Source organism: Enterobacter sp. CCUG 70166 (genome assembly GCF_020224095.1).
In the GTDB taxonomy this organism is placed as follows: Bacteria; Pseudomonadota; Gammaproteobacteria; order Enterobacterales; family Enterobacteriaceae; genus Enterobacter; species Enterobacter intestinihominis.
This window is the reverse complement of record NZ_NRIQ01000041.1, coordinates 1-17,361: the sequence shown is the minus strand read 5'-3', so window position 1 is coordinate 17,361 and position 17,361 is coordinate 1. Positions and strand designations below refer to the sequence as shown.

23 protein-coding genes and 1 tRNA gene are annotated in these 17,361 nt (G+C 56.4%); 10 read left to right on the top strand and 14 right to left on the bottom strand.

The annotated features are described in order from the left end of the window. Position 1: 1 nt before the first annotated feature. From CKK19_RS18170 to ureG, 6 genes are read left to right on the top strand one after another with little or no spacing between them, the layout of a single operon-like run. On the top strand, positions 2–316 hold the full coding sequence (locus CKK19_RS18170; RefSeq protein ID WP_022649443.1) for an urease subunit beta: 315 nt from the start codon (positions 2–4) through the stop codon (positions 314–316). Beyond that, positions 309–2,012: an urease subunit alpha gene (gene ureC, locus CKK19_RS18165; protein WP_063854118.1), complete on the top strand. Its 1,704-nt coding sequence runs from the start codon at positions 309–311 to the stop codon at positions 2,010–2,012. The genes CKK19_RS18170 and ureC overlap by 8 nt, the downstream gene beginning before the upstream one ends. A 9-nt stretch (positions 2,013–2,021) precedes the next feature. Beyond that, positions 2,022–2,486 (top strand): urease accessory protein UreE, encoded by a 465-nt coding sequence (gene ureE / locus CKK19_RS18160; protein ID WP_063138839.1) that lies wholly within the window; start codon positions 2,022–2,024, stop codon positions 2,484–2,486. A 9-nt stretch (positions 2,487–2,495) separates the two neighbouring features. Further along, the gene (locus tag CKK19_RS18155; RefSeq protein WP_015571909.1) at positions 2,496–3,035 is read left to right on the top strand and encodes a HupE/UreJ family protein; all 540 of its coding nucleotides are present in this window, start codon (positions 2,496–2,498) and stop codon (positions 3,033–3,035) included. Beyond that, on the top strand, positions 3,035–3,709 hold the full coding sequence (locus CKK19_RS18150; RefSeq protein ID WP_032626324.1) for an urease accessory protein UreF: 675 nt from the start codon (positions 3,035–3,037) through the stop codon (positions 3,707–3,709). Before CKK19_RS18155 ends, CKK19_RS18150 begins: the two co-directional genes overlap by 1 nt. A 9-nt stretch (positions 3,710–3,718) precedes the next feature. Beyond that, a complete protein-coding gene (gene ureG, locus CKK19_RS18145) occupies positions 3,719–4,336 on the top strand; it encodes an urease accessory protein UreG (protein ID WP_023298635.1) in 618 nt (205 codons plus the stop codon). 87 nt (positions 4,337–4,423) lie between these two features. On the opposite strand, the gene tsaD is transcribed toward ureG, so the two are convergent. After that, positions 4,424–5,437, bottom strand: a complete 1,014-nt coding sequence (gene tsaD, locus CKK19_RS18140) for a tRNA (adenosine(37)-N6)-threonylcarbamoyltransferase complex transferase subunit TsaD (protein ID WP_063854119.1) — start codon at positions 5,435–5,437, stop codon at positions 4,424–4,426. 236 nt (positions 5,438–5,673) lie between these two features. Here tsaD and rpsU point away from each other — a divergent pair, with 236 nt between their 5' ends. The 3 genes from rpsU (at position 5,674) to rpoD (ending at position 9,748) form a co-directional block, all read left to right on the top strand. Further along, positions 5,674–5,889 (top strand): 30S ribosomal protein S21, encoded by a 216-nt coding sequence (rpsU, locus tag CKK19_RS18135; RefSeq protein WP_001144069.1) that lies wholly within the window; start codon positions 5,674–5,676, stop codon positions 5,887–5,889. Between the two features lie 115 nt (positions 5,890–6,004). Then, positions 6,005–7,750: a DNA primase gene (dnaG, locus tag CKK19_RS18130; protein WP_003862574.1), complete on the top strand. Its 1,746-nt coding sequence runs from the start codon at positions 6,005–6,007 to the stop codon at positions 7,748–7,750. 153 nt (positions 7,751–7,903) lie between these two features. Beyond that, positions 7,904–9,748, top strand: a complete 1,845-nt coding sequence (gene rpoD / locus CKK19_RS18125; RefSeq protein WP_006812010.1) for an RNA polymerase sigma factor RpoD — start codon at positions 7,904–7,906, stop codon at positions 9,746–9,748. 103 nt (positions 9,749–9,851) lie between these two features. Here the strand turns inward: rpoD and mug are convergent, their stop codons facing one another. Next, positions 9,852–10,358, bottom strand: coding sequence for a G/U mismatch-specific DNA glycosylase (mug, locus tag CKK19_RS18120; protein WP_023298636.1), 507 nt, complete (start codon positions 10,356–10,358; stop codon positions 9,852–9,854). Between the two features lie 124 nt (positions 10,359–10,482). On the opposite strand from mug, the gene CKK19_RS18115 reads away from it, so the two are divergent. Next, positions 10,483–10,558 (top strand) — tRNA-Ile (locus CKK19_RS18115). A 161-nt stretch (positions 10,559–10,719) separates the two neighbouring features. Here CKK19_RS18115 and CKK19_RS18110 read toward each other — a convergent pair. From CKK19_RS18110 to CKK19_RS18055, 12 genes are all read right to left on the bottom strand, one after another. Continuing rightward, positions 10,720–11,061: a toxin gene (locus tag CKK19_RS18110; RefSeq protein WP_047715922.1), complete on the bottom strand. Its 342-nt coding sequence runs from the start codon at positions 11,059–11,061 to the stop codon at positions 10,720–10,722. A 20-nt stretch (positions 11,062–11,081) separates the two neighbouring features. Beyond that, positions 11,082–11,384 carry a type IV toxin-antitoxin system YeeU family antitoxin gene (locus tag CKK19_RS18105; protein WP_032666156.1) on the bottom strand — a complete coding sequence of 101 codons (303 nt, stop codon included), beginning with the start codon at positions 11,382–11,384 and terminating at the stop codon, positions 11,082–11,084. Between the two features lie 33 nt (positions 11,385–11,417). Then, entirely contained in the window at positions 11,418–11,639 is a 222-nt protein-coding gene (locus CKK19_RS18100) for a DUF987 domain-containing protein (RefSeq protein ID WP_047715924.1), read from the bottom strand. A gap of 8 nt (positions 11,640–11,647) precedes the next feature. Beyond that, entirely contained in the window at positions 11,648–12,124 is a 477-nt protein-coding gene (locus tag CKK19_RS18095) for a JAB domain-containing protein (protein ID WP_047715925.1), read from the bottom strand. Positions 12,125–12,139: 15 nt separating this feature from the next. Next, a complete protein-coding gene (locus tag CKK19_RS18090; protein WP_032666161.1) occupies positions 12,140–12,598 on the bottom strand; it encodes an antirestriction protein in 459 nt (152 codons plus the stop codon). 102 nt (positions 12,599–12,700) lie between these two features. Further along, positions 12,701–12,940, bottom strand: coding sequence for a DUF905 domain-containing protein (locus CKK19_RS18085; protein WP_032666162.1), 240 nt, complete (start codon positions 12,938–12,940; stop codon positions 12,701–12,703). A gap of 76 nt (positions 12,941–13,016) precedes the next feature. Next, the gene (locus CKK19_RS18080) at positions 13,017–13,484 is read right to left on the bottom strand and encodes a hypothetical protein (protein WP_032666163.1); all 468 of its coding nucleotides are present in this window, start codon (positions 13,482–13,484) and stop codon (positions 13,017–13,019) included. 23 nt (positions 13,485–13,507) lie between these two features. Next, positions 13,508–13,951 carry a YfjS/YafY family lipoprotein gene (locus CKK19_RS18075; protein WP_032666164.1) on the bottom strand — a complete coding sequence of 148 codons (444 nt, stop codon included), beginning with the start codon at positions 13,949–13,951 and terminating at the stop codon, positions 13,508–13,510. Then, positions 13,951–14,187, bottom strand: coding sequence for a protein YpjK (gene ypjK, locus CKK19_RS18070; RefSeq protein ID WP_001144029.1), 237 nt, complete (start codon positions 14,185–14,187; stop codon positions 13,951–13,953). Before ypjK ends, CKK19_RS18075 begins: the two co-directional genes overlap by 1 nt. A 40-nt stretch (positions 14,188–14,227) precedes the next feature. Next, positions 14,228–14,929 carry a WYL domain-containing protein gene (locus tag CKK19_RS18065; protein ID WP_006812588.1) on the bottom strand — a complete coding sequence of 234 codons (702 nt, stop codon included), beginning with the start codon at positions 14,927–14,929 and terminating at the stop codon, positions 14,228–14,230. A gap of 216 nt (positions 14,930–15,145) precedes the next feature. Beyond that, a complete protein-coding gene (locus CKK19_RS18060; protein ID WP_000197389.1) occupies positions 15,146–15,967 on the bottom strand; it encodes a DUF932 domain-containing protein in 822 nt (273 codons plus the stop codon). Positions 15,968–16,058: 91 nt separating this feature from the next. Beyond that, entirely contained in the window at positions 16,059–16,922 is an 864-nt protein-coding gene (locus CKK19_RS18055) for a GTPase family protein (protein WP_049015602.1), read from the bottom strand. Between the last annotated feature and the right edge of the window lie 439 nt (positions 16,923–17,361).

Below are 17,361 nucleotides of genomic sequence, written 5' to 3'. Positions count from 1 at the left end.
GATGATCCCAGGCGAATACCGGATCCAGTCCGGCAACATTGCGCTCAACGTCGGGCGCGAAACCCGAAGTGTGATCGTGGAAAACCACGGCGACAGGCCGATCCAGGTCGGCTCGCATTACCACTTTTACGAGGTCAACCCGGCGTTGAAATTCGATCGCGAAGCCACCCGAGGCTACCGACTCAACATCCCGGCCGGTACTGCCGTGCGCTTCGAGCCCGGCCAGAAGCGGGAAGTGGCGCTGGTGCAGGTGACGGGCGCGCAGCGCATTTTTGGTTTTCGCGGCGAGGTCATGGGCGAGGTGAAACATGGCTGAGATTTCACGCCAGGCGTATGCCGATATGTTCGGCCCCACTACCGGGGATAAAGTGCGGCTGGCCGACAGCGAGCTGTGGATCGAAGTGGAGGACGATCTCACGATCTACGGCGAAGAGGTTAAATTCGGCGGCGGAAAAGTGATCCGCGACGGCATGGGACAGGGGCAGATGACCGCCGACGACTGCGTGGATCTGGTGCTCACCAACGCGCTGATTGTCGATCACTGGGGGATTGTGAAAGCGGATATCGGCATAAAAGATGGGCGGATCTTCGCCGTCGGCAAAGCCGGAAACCCGGACATTCAGCCCGGCGTGACGATCCCGATTGGCGCGGCAACGGAAGTGATCGCCGCCGAAGGGAAGATCGTCACCCCTGGCGGGATCGACACCCATATCCACTGGATCTGTCCGCAGCAGGCGGAAGAGGCGCTGGTCTCCGGCGTCACCACCATGATCGGCGGCGGCACCGGCCCTGCGGCAGGTACAAACGCCACCACCTGCACGCCGGGGCCGTGGTATATCGCCCGCATGTTGCAGGCCGCCGATACGCTGCCGGTGAATATTGGCCTGCTGGGCAAAGGGAACGGTTCAAACCCGGACGCGCTGCGCGAGCAGATCGCGGCTGGCGCCATCGGGCTTAAGATCCACGAAGACTGGGGCGCGACGCCTGCGGCAATCAACTGCTCGCTGGAGGTCGCTGAAGAGATGGATATTCAGGTGGCGCTGCACAGCGACACGCTGAACGAGTCCGGTTTTGTCGAAGACACGCTGGCCGCCATCGCCGGGCGCACCATCCACACCTTCCACACCGAAGGGGCGGGCGGCGGCCATGCGCCAGATATCATCACCGCTTGCGCGCACCCGAATATTCTGCCCTCCTCCACCAACCCGACGCTGCCCTACACGGTCAACACCATCGACGAGCACCTGGACATGCTGATGGTTTGCCATCACCTCGACCCGGATATCGCCGAGGACGTGGCGTTTGCCGAATCCCGCATTCGCCGGGAGACCATCGCCGCCGAAGACGTGCTGCACGATATCGGCGCGTTCTCACTCACCTCGTCAGATTCACAGGCAATGGGCCGCGTGGGGGAAGTGATTATCCGCACCTGGCAGGTCGCGCACCGCATGAAGGTGCAGCGCGGCGCACTGCCGGAAGAGACCGGCGATAACGATAACTTCCGCGTGAAGCGCTATGTCGCCAAATACACTATTAACCCGGCGCTGACCCACGGCATCGCCCATGAAGTGGGCTCGATTGAGGCGGGCAAGCTGGCGGACCTGGTGGTCTGGTCCCCGGCGTTCTTCGGCGTCAAGCCCGCCACCATCGTCAAAGGTGGGATGATCGCCTGCGCACCGATGGGCGATATCAACGCCTCGATCCCCACGCCGCAGCCGGTGCATTACCGCCCGATGTTTGGATCGCTGGGCGCCGCGCGCCACGCCACGCGGCTGACGTTTATCTCGCAGGCCGCCAGTGCGAACGGCATCCCGCAGCAGCTCAACTTGCAGAGCGCCACGGCGGTGGTGAAAGGCTGCCGGACGGTGAAAAAGGCGGACATGATCCACAACGCTCTGCAACCGAACATCACCGTCGACTCGCAAACCTACGAGGTGCGCGTCGACGGCGAACTGATTACCAGCGAACCGGCTGACGTTCTGCCGATGGCACAACGCTATTTCCTGTTTTGAGGAGTGATGATGATTTATCTGACCCAACGCCTGGACCACGCACACCCGACTACCGCCAGCGTCACGCTGCCGATTGACGTGCGGGTGAAAAGCCGCGCCCGCGTGGCCCTGAACGACGGTCGCGAAGCCGGGCTGATGCTGCCGCGCGGTTTGCTGCTGCGCGGCGGCGATCTGCTGACCACCGACGACGGCAGCGAGGTGATCGAAGTGATCGCCGCCCCGGAGTCGGTTTCCGTGGTGCGCTGCGCCGATCCGTTCCTGCTCGCCCGCGCCTGTTACCACCTGGGCAACCGTCACGTGCCGCTGCAAATTATGCCCGGCGAGCTGCGCTACCACCACGACCACGTTCTTGACGACATGCTGCGTCAGTTCGGGCTGGAGGTGACCTTCGCCAGCCTGCCATTTGAACCGGAAGCGGGCGCTTACACCAGCGATGCCCACAGCCATAGCCACTCTCACGCTCATTCACATTAAGGACTCATCATGCGCAAGTACTTACCGCTGTTACTGCTGGCTTTTTCCGTTCCCGCGCTCGCACATCCCGGCCACGGGACCGACAGCTTCCAGGCCGGATTTCTCCATCCGCTGACCGGGCTGGATCACCTGCTGATGCTGACGGGGGCTGGCGTGCTCTCCGCCCTGAGCGGCCGCAAGCTGCTGTTGCCGTTAGCGACGCTCGGCATGATGCTTGCTGGTGCCGTTGCGGGCAGCCTGCTCGGCGGTTTTAGCGGCATGGAGATGCTGATTATCGCCTCGCTGGCGGTCTGCGGCGTAATGATGTTTAAGACTGAAAATCGCCTGCTGCTGGCGGTGCCAGCCCTGGCGATGTTCCACGGCTGGGCGCACGGCGTGGAGATGTCCGGCCACAGCTTCTGGCTCTTCACCAGCGGGTTTATGTTAGCCAGCGCCACGGTGCTGTGCGCCAGCTTCGCGGCAGGGCTGCTGCTGCGCCGTCACGACGGCCTGCGTAAAACCTTCGGTGGCGGGCTGATCGTCTCTGCCCTGCTGGCGCTGATGAGCTGATGGAGCACGCCCGCCAGCGGCTGCGCCTGATGCAGCTCTCCAGCAGTAGCCTGCCGGTCGGATCGTATACCTGGTCACAGGGGCTGGAGTGGGCTGTCGAGGCCGGGTGGATCACGGACGCTGAGGCCTTCAGGCGCTGGCAGATCCAGCAGATGGAGCAGAGCTTTTTCTGCGTCGACCTGCCGCTGTTTATCCGCCTGTACTGTGCCTGCGAGCAGCAGGACGTCGCGGCAGCAAAACGCTGGACGGCATACCTGCTCGCCTGTCGGGAAACGCGCGAACTGCGCGAGGAAGAACGCAACCGCGGCGCAGCCTTTACGCGCCTGGTTAAAAGCTGGGAACCCGCCTGCCCGGCAGAATGGCTGCCGCTGTTGATGCAGAGCCAGCTCGGCGGTATGGCGTGGCTCGGCGTGCGCTGGGGCATTAGCGCGCGCGAGCTGGCGCTGAGCCTCGGCTACAGCTGGATTGAGAGCGCGGTGATGGCGGGCGTCAAGCTGGTGCCGTTTGGGCAGCAGGCCGCACAACAGCTGATTATCGACCTGAGCGACCATTTTGCCGCCGGGTTTGAACAGGCATTTTTACGTGGCGACGACGCGCTGGGGGCAGCTACGCCGCTGTCCGCCATCGCCTCCGCACGCCACGAAACCCAATATTCACGACTATTCCGTTCCTGAGGAGTCAATATGGCTGATTACAAACATCCCCTGCGCGTTGGCGTGGGCGGCCCGGTAGGGTCGGGCAAAACCGCCCTGCTGGAAGCGCTCTGCAAGGCGATGCGCGACACCTATCATCTTGCGGTGGTGACTAACGATATCTACACCAAAGAGGATCAGCGCATCCTGACCGAGGCGGGTGCGCTTGAGCCAGAGCGCATCGTAGGGGTGGAAACGGGCGGCTGTCCGCACACCGCCATCCGCGAAGATGCCTCAATGAACCTGGCGGCGGTGGAAGCCTTGAGCGAGAAGTTCGGCAATCTGGATCTGATCTTCGTCGAAAGCGGCGGGGATAACCTGAGCGCGACCTTCAGCCCGGAGCTGGCGGACCTCACCATCTACGTGATCGACGTGGCCGAAGGGGAAAAAATTCCGCGCAAGGGCGGGCCGGGGATCACCAAATCCGATTTTCTGGTGATCAATAAAACCGACCTCGCGCCGTACGTGGGGGCGTCGCTGGAGGTAATGGAGCGCGACACTAATCGCATGCGCGGCGAGCGTCCGTGGACCTTTACCAACCTGAAGGCGGGTGACGGGCTGGCGACGATTATTGCGTTTCTGGAAGAGAAAGGGATGCTGCGGATGTAGTGCGGTTTATTGCCGGGTGGCGGCTTCGCCTGACCCGGCCTACGATTTTTGCAGACCCGGTAAGCGCAGCGCCACCGGGCAAAAGACTTACGCCTCAGGCAGCTCCGCCAGCGGCCAGCGCGGACGCACGGACACGCTCAGGTCAGCCGTGGCGCCAGCGTTCAGGCGCACCATCCCGGCGTAGGCGATCATCGCCCCGTTATCGGTACAAAATTCCGGACGCGCGTAGAACACTTCCCCACGACGCTTTTGCATCATTTCGGCAAGCTTCGCGCGCAGCGTACGGTTGGCGCTCACGCCACCGGCCATCACCAGGCGCTTAAAGCCCGTCAGATCCAGCGCACGCTTGCACTTGATCATCAGCGTATCCACCACCGCATCTTCGAACGCGCGGGCGATGTCGGCACGCGTCTGCTCGCTGTCGTCGTTATTGCGAATGGTGTTCGCCGCGAAGGTTTTCAGACCGGAGAAACTAAAATCCAGCCCCGGACGATCGGTCATCGGACGCGGGAAGACAAAGCGCCCTTCCGTTCCCTGCGCGGCCATTTTCGACAGCATCGGGCCGCCAGGATAATCCAGGCCAAGCAGCTTGGCAGTTTTGTCGAAGGCTTCACCGGCCGCGTCGTCGATTGATTCGCCCAGCAGCTCATACTTGCCAATGCCCGTTACGCTAATCAGCTGCGTATGACCGCCGGAGACCAGCAGCGCCACAAACGGGAACGCTGGCGGATTGGCTTCCAGCATCGGAGCCAGAAGATGTCCTTCCATATGGTGAACCGGAATGGCCGGAACGTCCCACGCGAAGGCCAGCGAACGCCCTACCGTTGCGCCGACCAGCAGCGCGCCAACCAGGCCCGGTCCTGCAGTATAGGCCACGGCATCAATATCTTTTGCACTTAACCCGGCCTCTTTCAGTGCCGCCTGAATCAGGGGAACCGTTTTACGCACGTGGTCACGAGAGGCCAGTTCAGGCACGACGCCGCCGTAGTCAGCGTGCAATTTCACCTGACTATACAGTTGGTTGGCCAGAAGCCCTTTTTCGTCGTCGTAAATCGCGATGCCGGTTTCATCGCAGGATGTTTCAATACCCAGTACACGCATGACTTGTTTTACCTCGTTTCAATACCGCGCAGTGTAGAGCCTGGGCGGGTTGATGTAAAACTTTGTTCGCCCCAGGAAGAAGCCTCGTGTATACTCTTCCCCCTTATAAAAGTCCCTTTCAAAATCGCATCGGTGCTTTACAAAGCAGCAGCATTTGCAGTAAAATTCCGCACCATTTTGAAATAAGCTGGCGTTGATGCCAGCGGCAAACCGAATTTATTAAAGGTGAGAGTTACATGCCGGTAATTAAAGTACGTGAAAACGAGCCGTTCGACGTAGCACTGCGTCGCTTCAAACGTTCATGCGAGAAAGCAGGTGTTCTGGCTGAAGTTCGTCGTCGTGAGTTTTATGAAAAACCAACGACCGAACGTAAGCGCGCTAAAGCTTCCGCTGTGAAACGTCACGCGAAGAAACTGGCTCGCGAAAACGCACGCCGTACTCGTCTGTACTAATCTGTTGAGGGCCACAGCCCTCAATTGACAGACAGAGTTGTAGTCGTAAGGCCGTGCTTCCGGAAGGAATGCGCGGCTTGTTTTCGTTTATAAGTCGCTTAAATTTTTGGGGCATATGGCCGGAAGAATCCCACGCGTTTTCATCAATGACCTGCTTGCCAGAACCGACATCGTCGATCTCATCGACGCGCGGGTGAAGCTAAAAAAGCAGGGCAAGAACTACCATGCGTGCTGTCCGTTCCATAACGAAAAAACCCCCTCTTTCACCGTAAACGGTGAAAAGCAGTTCTACCATTGCTTCGGCTGTGGCGCACACGGTAATGCCGTCGATTTTTTGATGAACTACGATAAGCTCGAGTTCGTTGAAACCGTCGAAGAGCTGGCGGCGATGCATAACCTTGAAGTGCCGTATGAAGCAGGCAGTGGGCCAAGTCAGATCGAGCGCCATCAGCGGCAAACGCTATATCAGTTGATGGATGGCCTGAATTCGTTTTACCAACAGTCTCTTAAGCACTCTGCGGCTGAGCCTGCGCGTCAGTATCTGAACAAGCGCGGACTGAGCGACGATGTGATTGCGCGTTTCGCTATTGGTTACGCCCCGCCCGGCTGGGACAACGTGTTAAAGCGTTTTGGCGGCAATAGCGAAGATCGTAAATCCCTCATCGACGCAGGCATGCTGGTCACCAACGACCAGGGACGAAGCTACGACCGCTTCCGTGAACGGGTGATGTTCCCGATCCGCGACAAGCGTGGCCGGGTGATAGGTTTTGGTGGTCGCGTGCTGGGTGATGCCCTGCCGAAATACCTTAACTCCCCGGAAACCGATATTTTCCATAAGGGCCGCCAGCTTTACGGTCTTTATGAGGCACAGCAGGATAATGCGGAACCTCCGCGTCTTCTGGTCGTCGAAGGCTATATGGATGTTGTTGCGCTGGCGCAGTACGACATTAACTATGCCGTTGCGTCGCTGGGAACGTCCACCACGGCGGACCATATCCAGTTGCTGTTCCGCGTCACCAACAACGTGATTTGCTGTTACGACGGTGACCGCGCAGGACGCGACGCCGCCTGGCGAGCGCTGGAAACCGCGTTGCCGTATATGACCGACGGGCGTCAGCTACGCTTTATGTTCCTGCCCGACGGTGAAGACCCGGATACGCTGGTGCGTAAAGAGGGCAAAGCGGCATTTGAAGCGCGGATGGAGCAGGCACAGCCGCTCTCCACGTTTCTGTTTAACAGCCTGATGCCGCAGGTGGATTTGAGTACCCCTGACGGGCGCGCGCAGCTCAGCACGCTGGCGTTGCCGTTAATCAGCCAGGTGCCCGGCGAAACGCTGCGCATCTATCTGCGTCAGGAGTTAGGCAACAAGCTCGGCATTCTGGATGACAGCCAGCTTGAACGTTTAATGCCTAAACAGGCTGAAAACGGCACGGTACGCCCCGCGCCTCAGCTAAAACGCACAACCATGCGTATACTGATAGGGTTGCTGGTGCAAAACCCCGAACTTGCTCCGCAAGTGCCGTCACTGGCGGGTTTGAACCACGAAAAATTGCCCGGACTTGGCTTATTTTCAGAATTGGTCAACACTTGTTTGTCGCAGCCAGGTCTGACCACCGGACAACTTTTAGAGCATTATCGCGGCACAAAAGAGGCCGCTACCCTTGAAAAACTGTCGATGTGGGACGATATAGCAGATAAGGATATCGCAGAAAAAACGTTCACCGACTCACTCAACCATATGTTTGATTCGATGCTTGAGTTGCGCCAGGAAGAGTTGATAGCTCGCGAGCGCACCCATGGCTTAAGCAGCGAAGAACGCCGGGAGCTCTGGATGATTAACCAGGAACTGGCGAAGAAATAAAAAATTTAACGGCTTAAGTGCCGAATATCGATCGGGAAGCCCCCGGCAGCCGCACTGAGAGGCAGCGGCAAAAATATAAGTACGCCCTCGCTTTAAAGGTTGGCAGCCCTATCGCCGACACCAATCAAACGAATTAAGTGTGGATACCGTCTTATGGAGCAAAACCCGCAGTCACAGCTGAAACTTCTTGTCCAACGCGGTAAGGAGCAAGGCTATCTGACCTATGCCGAGGTCAATGACCATCTGCCGGAAGATATCGTCGATTCAGATCAGATCGAAGATATCATCCAAATGATCAATGACATGGGCATTCAGGTGATGGAAGAAGCACCGGATGCCGATGATCTGTTGCTGGCTGAAACCTCCAACAACACTGACGAAGATGCGGAAGAAGCTGCTGCACAGGTACTGTCCAGCGTGGAATCTGAAATCGGGCGTACCACTGACCCGGTCCGCATGTACATGCGTGAAATGGGTACCGTTGAACTGTTGACCCGCGAAGGCGAAATTGACATCGCAAAACGCATCGAAGACGGGATCAACCAGGTTCAGTGCTCTGTTGCCGAATACCCGGAAGCGATTACCTATCTGCTGGAGCAGTACGATCGCGTTGAAGCGGAAGAAGCGCGTCTGTCCGATCTGATCACTGGCTTTGTCGACCCGAACGCTGAAGAAGATATGGCGCCAACCGCCACTCACGTCGGTTCTGAGCTGTCTCAGGAAGAGATGGATGACGACGAAGACGAAGATGAAGAAGAAGACGACGACAGCAGCGACGACGACAACAGCATCGACCCTGAACTGGCGCGCGAGAAGTTTGCCGAGCTGCGTACTCAGTACGAAGTGACGCGTGACACCATCAAAGCGAAAGGTCGCAGCCATGCTGCCGCTCAGGAAGAGATCCTGAAGCTGTCGGAAGTGTTCAAACAGTTCCGCCTGGTGCCAAAACAGTTCGACTACCTGGTGAACAGCATGCGCGTGATGATGGATCGCGTACGTACCCAGGAACGTATCATCATGAAGCTGTGTGTTGAACAGTGCAAAATGCCGAAGAAGAATTTCATCACCCTCTTCACCGGCAATGAAACCAGCGAAACCTGGTTCAACGCCGCTATCGCGATGAACAAGCCGTGGTCTGAAAAGCTGCACGACGTGAAAGAAGACGTACAGCGCGGCCTGCAAAAGCTGCATCAGATTGAAGAAGAGACCGGCCTGACCATCGAGCAGGTGAAAGACATCAACCGTCGTATGTCCATCGGTGAAGCAAAAGCCCGCCGTGCGAAGAAAGAGATGGTTGAAGCGAACTTACGTCTGGTTATCTCTATCGCCAAGAAATACACCAACCGTGGCCTGCAGTTCCTGGATCTGATTCAGGAAGGCAACATCGGTCTGATGAAAGCGGTAGATAAGTTTGAATACCGTCGTGGTTACAAGTTCTCCACCTATGCTACCTGGTGGATCCGTCAGGCGATCACCCGCTCTATCGCAGACCAGGCGCGCACCATCCGTATTCCGGTGCATATGATTGAGACCATCAACAAACTCAACCGTATCTCTCGCCAGATGTTGCAGGAGATGGGCCGCGAGCCGACGCCGGAAGAGCTGGCTGAACGCATGCTGATGCCGGAAGACAAGATCCGTAAAGTGCTGAAAATCGCTAAAGAGCCAATCTCCATGGAAACGCCAATCGGTGATGATGAAGATTCGCATCTGGGTGATTTCATCGAGGATACCACCCTCGAGCTGCCGCTGGACTCTGCCACCACCGAGAGCCTGCGTGCTGCCACGCACGACGTGCTGGCTGGCCTGACCGCCCGTGAAGCCAAAGTGCTGCGTATGCGTTTCGGTATCGACATGAACACCGACCACACGCTGGAAGAAGTGGGTAAACAGTTTGACGTGACCCGCGAACGTATCCGTCAGATCGAAGCGAAGGCGCTGCGTAAGCTGCGCCATCCGAGCCGTTCTGAAGTGCTGCGTAGCTTCCTGGACGACTAACCCATGTAAACAGCAAAAAGCTCCCAATCGGGAGCTTTTTTTTTTGTTTATTCCCTCTCCCTGTGGGAGAGGACCAGGGTGAGGGCATCAGGCCGCAGAGGAGCTAAAGCCCCCTCACCACCAGCGCCTCATCAAGTTCCCGATACGCCTCCACCAGCTTGTCCAGCGTCGCCCTGTTCAGCCCGCTCGGATTCGGCAACACCCAAACCTGCGTTACGCCAATGGTAATGTTCTGCTTACCCCACTTCGCACCGCGCTGGCTGAACGCCTGCTCGTAGGCCTGCTTGCCGAGGATCGCCAGCGCCGCGGGCTGGTAGTCTTCAATCTTCTTCACCAGTTCCCGCCCGCCAGTACGCAGCTCATGCAGATTTACTTCGCTCGCCTGCACCGTTGGACGCTCGACCAGCATGGTGATGCCACAGCGCGTATCCAGCAGCTGCTGCTCTTCTTCCGGCTTAAGCTGTTTGTCGGTAAAACCGGCCTGGTGGATCACCTTCCAGAAGCGATTTCCCGGATGAGCAAAGTGAAAACCGGTGTGCGCCGAGGACTTGCCCGGGTTGATTCCGCAGAACACCACCCGCAGGCCAGGGGCCAGAATATCATTGATCATCTCTACTCCTGTCTATGCATCTTAAGATAAGTATAAAGGATTGATTATGCGTTGTTTATAAAAACAGCAGGCAGGTGTGAATGGCTGGATTGCTGAGGTGAGTTACTTTATAATTCACCGCCACGGCCCCTTAGCTCAGTGGTTAGAGCAGGCGACTCATAATCGCTTGGTCGTTGGTTCAAACCCAACAGGGGCCACCAAATAAAACAAGGAGTTAGATGATAAATCGTCTGACTCCTTTTTCTTTGGATGCAATTTGGGTCAGGTAATGGGTCAGGTAAGGAATTGCTACCCGGCCCTCTTCATCTCGTTGCAAGCCCTCCCGGATAGTGATGAAAGTCAGTAGCACGGCCTGTAATATTCACCGTACCGAATTTTTACGGCTTTGCCGCAACAAGCCAGTTACCTGCCGCGCTCGCAGAATATCGACAGCCCGAAGGTAAGGGGATTGTTCCTGCCAGCTAAATCCCTTCCTGTCGATACGAACCAGTTCGTATTTTTCCACCAGAAAATTCACGGCATCAGCCAGAGTGATACCAGCATCGATATGTTCCTTAATAACCCTTTCATCACCGAACGGCGTATCGTTCAGTGTCAGACCATAGTGCTGTTCCAGCAGACGTGTCAGTAACATTTGCCAGACAACTACGGGTGACAAGCAGGGCTTCACCGCCCGCTGAGTTGTTGCAGGTAAAGTTTTCATGTTTGCTCTCGTGAAGGTAATTAACGCTGAGTGGGGTAAATGGCGATGTATACGTAGCCGCAACTGCCAAGGGTGTCGGCTTCGCAGGTGAAACCGTTGTGGTACAGGGTGACGCAGTGGGCATGTTGAGGGCTGAGTTCACCTGTGGCCAGCATCGATTCCATCTGGCGGATAAAATGCGGGAATGTGTCATCCAGCTTCCGACATTCGGCGTCACTGAACATACCGGTGATGCTGGCCCGGTCAGCCAGATAATGCAGCCGGTTGCCCTCCTGCACCAGACGAGCTCCTAGGCGCGGCGTGTATTCCGCTGCAGGCCCCAGATGATGTGGGTCATGGCGGCTCTCCTTTTGTTGTCAGTTCAGGGTGATGCTCATCAGGCAGGTATAGGGCCCGTTACGGTCCTGGCGGCGTTCGGCGTATACCGCAAGGACTCCTGCAATATCCGGAACGTCCCTGCCGGTGTAATGGCAGACACTACCGTGCCACTGATATTTTCCGCTGCAGTAGCGAAAGATCCGGGACTCAGGATGCTGGCGGTATATCGTCATTGCCTGGCGTTTACTGATAATTTTCATGTCATACCTCACAACAGACCGTGTTCTGCGAACGAATAGATTTGCCTGCTGCCGACAATCAGATGGTCAGGGACACGGATATCCACCAGCTGAAGTACCTGCACCAGCCGCTGCGTGAGAGCTTTGTCGGCTTGGCTGGGTGTCGTCTCGCCGGAAGGATGGTTATGAGCGAGTATCACCGCTGCCGCGTTAAAGTACAGGGCGCGCTTGACCAGCTCCCGGGGATGCACCTCGGTACGGTTAATCGTGCCGCTAAAGAGCGTCTCATGGGCAATCAACTGATTCTGGTTGTCCAGATACAACACCCGGAACTCTTCCCGCTCAAGCGCGGCCATATGCAGTCGCAGCCATTCACGGACGGCGTGGGTGGAGGTGAAGGCTACCCCGGGCTCATGCAGATGCCGGTCCAGAACCCTGAGGGCGCGCTGGATGAGACGCCGGTCCTGTGGCGTTATCTCGCCGGGTAAAAAGGAAAGCTGTTTCATTCGTTGTTCCTCCGGTCAGTCGATGATGCGCAGAATGGCGTGAGCCTCAGGATGTTGCAGGGCATAGTCCCGCAGGCGGTAATAGTGAGCGGTCATGGCGTCACACTCTGTACGGCAGGCGTGATGGCTGTATTCAATCAGGCAGACAGCGATACCGGCAGCTTCCGCGCTCATATCCGCACCATTGCCGTTCATGCTGTTGAACAGACGCCATTTATCGTCACCTTCAGCATCAGGGGCCATAAATGCGCCACCGTTGCTGAGGGTGTAAAACGACCAGATACCACCGCAGTAATCCGTACAGAATCGGCCCATCCAGGCGAAAATATGCGGCTCCAGGGTTAACCATTGTGGAATGGTGCCAAAGTGCTGCGGCCAGAAGCAGATACGCTGTTCGTCAGGTACCTGCGTTACGGTCAGTTCAAATTCGGGTTCGTTAGCAGATGCGAGGTTGTTTTGTGTCGCTGTAGTCATGGGTATGTCTCCGTCAATAAAAAATGCCAGCAGCGATGGCTGGCGTATGGGGTAATAAAGTGGGTTCGGGAAAGTGAAATGTTGCTGGTAAATGATTCGGGGTCAGCGGGTAAAAGTGTCAGTGCGGATGCCTGACCTGCGGATATAGCGGTTAAGACCTTCACCGGCATACGGTTCAAAGTTCCATGCCCGCCAGACCATCCGGCCTTCGGCGTCGCGAACCACCAGGCGGAAGTGACTGCCCTGGTCGTCTTCGATAGTGATATCGCTGTACGTGGTAGTGACCGCTTCTGCTTGTATCCGGGTGAAGGGTCCCGGTGGCAGTAAAACTGATTGGGACATTTTCAGGCTACTGATAAAAGAAAACCCCGGCAGCCTGATGGCTGTCGGGGTTGATTTGCGTAAGGAGGAACGGCTTTCAGTCGTTACCGCAGTCTCCGGGCGTGGGCAGGACCTTCGTGGCATTCGTCGGGTCAATACTGAAGGTTCCCGCTTTCCGGTCATTGACGTAGACCTCAAACTGACGGGCTTTGCGGATATCGCTGATGAAGTCATACCAGGCATTATCCCCGTTTCGCCAGCCCAGACTGGACGGAATAGCGTACTGCTGGTGATTCATAACTACTGTGATAGAGGTGCCGTCATCGTGCGAACTGACCATTCTATTATCCGTCTGGGTCAGAAAAACTGAATGCTGGTAGAAACCATTCTGGTCAGGATTTCCAGTACAGTTGATGGTAAACATCTTCCCGCTGGTATCAGTCACGCTGTATTCCGTATTGCCCTGGCCATAGCCCTGCTGCCAGAGTCCGGGAACCGCAGAGGCTGTAAAGCTGGTAAACAGTGAACATGCCAGTACAAACCGGCTTAGTGAACGTATTGTCATTTCTGTCTCCTTTATCGTTGTTTTTATTCCTGGTTCTCAGGGTTTGAGGGTATCAGCAGTCGACCCATCAGTTTGCCGTCATGGGCGTACTCAAAGTATCTTTCTTTGGTATACGGGTCCGTCACCTCCTGGTATTCCAGTTTGATGTTATCGGCAATACACAGCGCATTCATCAGTGGCTGGACGGTTTTTTCCTGCATATCCGCGAGGTAGTAGTAACTGCCACCCTCGCATCCATCAGGCGACTGGCGGGTACGTAAGACCTGCAGGGTAAGACCGGATGAGAAACCAACCTGTGACCATTCTTCGCTGACATCATCCTGACGACTGACCACATCGCTGAAGCGCGGCGGGGTGAGATCCTTGAATTTGCTGATGGTCTTCAGTTCATCACTTCTGTCATCGCAGGCGCTCAGAAACAGAGTGGTGGCAACCAGTGCCAGCAGAGGCAGTGTTTTACGTTTCATTATTTTTTTCCTGAAATCAGACGAACCACTTTGGCAAAGACATAAATCCCCACAAAAATACCCACCGGCACGCCGACGAACGGCGTCAGCGCGACACTGGCAGCACCGGCTGCGCCACCTCCCGTCAGTAGTGCGGCAACGGTGGCAAGTGTCAGGGCCGTGAGGCTGTCGGACACTCCGGTTTTGTTCAGAATGATGACGATGATAACAATGGCGATAATGGCAATAACGGGCACTGGGCTCCTCCCTGTTGCCGGGTTGATAACAACGCTTGCGCTATTCTGGTGAGCTGTTGGCCGGAACAAACGTAAGCAGTGACTGCTGGATAAAGCGAAAATGGGGTAAGGACTGAATAAAGCCCGGGTCTTCAACAAGACGACACAGACTGTCGTTACGCCGGAAAGTCTCCTGCAGGGGCTGAACCAGATGGATTTCATCCAGGGAGAATACGGCGATATGTCCGTCGTGCTCTGCCACCAGATACCAGGCCTGCTGGTGGATAAGTAACCGGCAGGGAGCCAGCCGCTCACAGCGCTGCCCTTCGGCAATCAGAGTCACCCGCCTGCGCCCGGTAATGGCCTGAATCAGTCGCCAGAAAGACAATGCGCCTGATGGCGAAGGAGCCGGACTGGCGGGTGCGATTACGCAGGGAGACTCATCGCACATCAGCAGTGCGTTTACCAGACGACGGTCAAAGCCAGGGAAAAGACCGGCCATCCCGCTGCGGTGGGCAAAGATAAGCACGTCGGGCACCATCTGCGTCTCACTGCCCGCAGTGCGTAAGCGGCAATATCCGGACTGATACTCCAGGTCCAGATACATCAGCCGCTCACGAAAATCACGCCGCAGCGTGCGCACCGACACACCAAACTCAGCGGCAAGCTTACGCACACTCAGCGTTTCCCCTGCCACCAGACGGCTGATTATCAGTGACAGCCTGACAGCCAGCCGGTCATGGCGGCGTTCTGCCTGTGTCATGAGACGTTCTCCGTGAAAGTTAACTGACTGAAAATGATGTGATTACTTTAAAGAGGGGGTCGGACAGGGTATGGACACCACAGAAACTATTTTTCATTTCTGCAAAAGCCAGAGGCAGCGGGGGTTACAGGCCTTCCCTCGGTGAGTGAGGACCGTCAGCACGGTGCGATGCGGACAGGTGGTGTCCGATATTAACAAAGCAGCAACATTAAACGGTCACTGCAGTTGCGTGAGCAGGGCTTCCGCCATCACCCACAGTGCCCGGTTAAGTTTCACGTCCCCGTCGATACCGCGAACGGCACGGGTATGTGACCGTCCTCCTTTGGCATTACGGCCACTGAGCCCGCCCTTAATCAGGTTCTCCTGAATACGCTGGTACGTGGTCCACAGGTCATTGCTCTCATCCTGCCAGCGGCGAGGGGAGAGGATCTGCGATTCAGTCACCGGCTGGTGGTCTTCACCAAAGCGGTATGTGAGGGCGGCTTTTGCCAGTGCCTGCTGTGCCGGGGGTGGCAACAGCAACGACTGCATGGCATCCCGTTTCTCCTCCACCCGGTCAAAAATCCCCAGCACCTCATACGCGCCTTCAATCACCTGACTCACCACGTCCCCCTTGTGTGGCACCCGCACCTCGCCAAACGACTCACCGCAGACGAGCCCGTTCTGACAAACCGCACGAAATAGTCCCGGCAACATCTGATACGAACTAGTGCCATCGTGGGAGTTGAGCAGGATAATTTCTGGTACCTGTTTACCGGTAATCTGCCCCTCACGCCGCAGACGCAGCATATGCTTTGTATGTTCACGACGACCGGGGTCACGCACGCGGGTCTGACAGGCAAAGAATGGCTGGAAGCCTTCTCGCTGTAGGCTGTCGAGCAGGGAGATGGTAGGTATATAGGTATAACGCTCACTGCGGGATTCATGTTTGTCCTCGCTGAACACACTGGGCACCACGCGAAACAGCTCCTCACGGGTTAACGGGCGGTCGCGACGGATAAGGTTTGCTGCGCCAAAGCGCGAAGCCAGACGGGTCATAAGCAGACTCCTCATAATGGGAAAACAAATAAAAGAAATCCCCGTCGCATCGGCGACAGGGTCAGGGAAATAACAGGGATGGGTTAAATACTCAGAAGAAGAAATCCCAGACGGCACGGGCCACTGACACCACGGTGGTGCGCACGGCCTGAATGACGGCCCGCACCGGGGCGGGTATCAGGGGAAAGGCACTGATGCTATCGAGTACAGCACCGACGGTTTCACCAAAATCGCTACGCGCCTGTTCCCGGACTACCGTCGTGCGAAAGGAAGGCTGGAGTTGCGATACCACCGGGCTGGTGGCCTCACGTGGCAGGCACTTAATCATTCGCTCGGCCATCACCCGCAGTCCCCACTGAAGACGGACCGACACGGCACACACTGGATGTACGGGCTGGAACAGCTCATGCAGCAGACAGATTTTACGGCTGATATTCTGCTTCTGCTCTTTGGACAATGGCCCCCCACCGCTGGTGGGCTCGACCTTATCCGACTGGCTGATAACAAACAGCACCTTATGCCGGTATGCCTCCCCAATCACCTGATGATAAAAGTGTTCATCCACTGCCAGCGCCCGGTCATCGGCCTTAATCAGCCACAGCACCAGGTCAAGCCGGGGAAGCTGTTCGCGATACAGCGCAGCATATTCGTTATCGCGAGCGCCACTTTCGCCCACACCGGGCAGGTCCACCAGCGTCATATGGCGGTCGCCAACCAGCAGACGAAAGCGTAAAGGTTCACGGGTGCAGGCCGCCACATCGCTGACCGGCGATACTTCGCCGACAAACAAGGCATTGCAAAGGCTACTCTTTCCCGCGCCGGTTTTACCCAGAATGCCGATCACTGGCTCGTAGTCGGTTAACTGGTTTATTTGCTGCAGAATCCGCTCTGATGCCCACTGTGGCAGACCAGAAAGCGATTGGTGAAACGACTTCAAACCTTCAGAATTGTTCATTACTACTCCTCTGAAAAATAATACAAAAACGGCAGAATCGTGAGATTCTGCCGTTAATCGCGTATGTTCAGAAGAATGATATCTATCTGAAAATAATTTGAATTAAGGTAAGCGACGAGCCACAGCCGCCTGTGATCCCGGTCCCTGAGTCGTTAGGTTATTCTGGTATCCCTCATCCCAATACCAAAATAGTGGATAAGGGCAAATTGCCTGAGGGGGCTATAGGGCCTTGGGCAGCAAGGTTTTATAGTTGGATGGCATCAATTTAACGGTATAGAAACATCAGCCCATACGATGACTGCCTACATTCAAGACATAAATTCTTGCTGTTACATAAGTATTAATGCTGATTGTCATCAATTTGATTATAATCATGGCACTTTATGGATTACCGTATTAAATATCATTTTTTCCCTATAGTTGACCTGCTCCCCGTTGA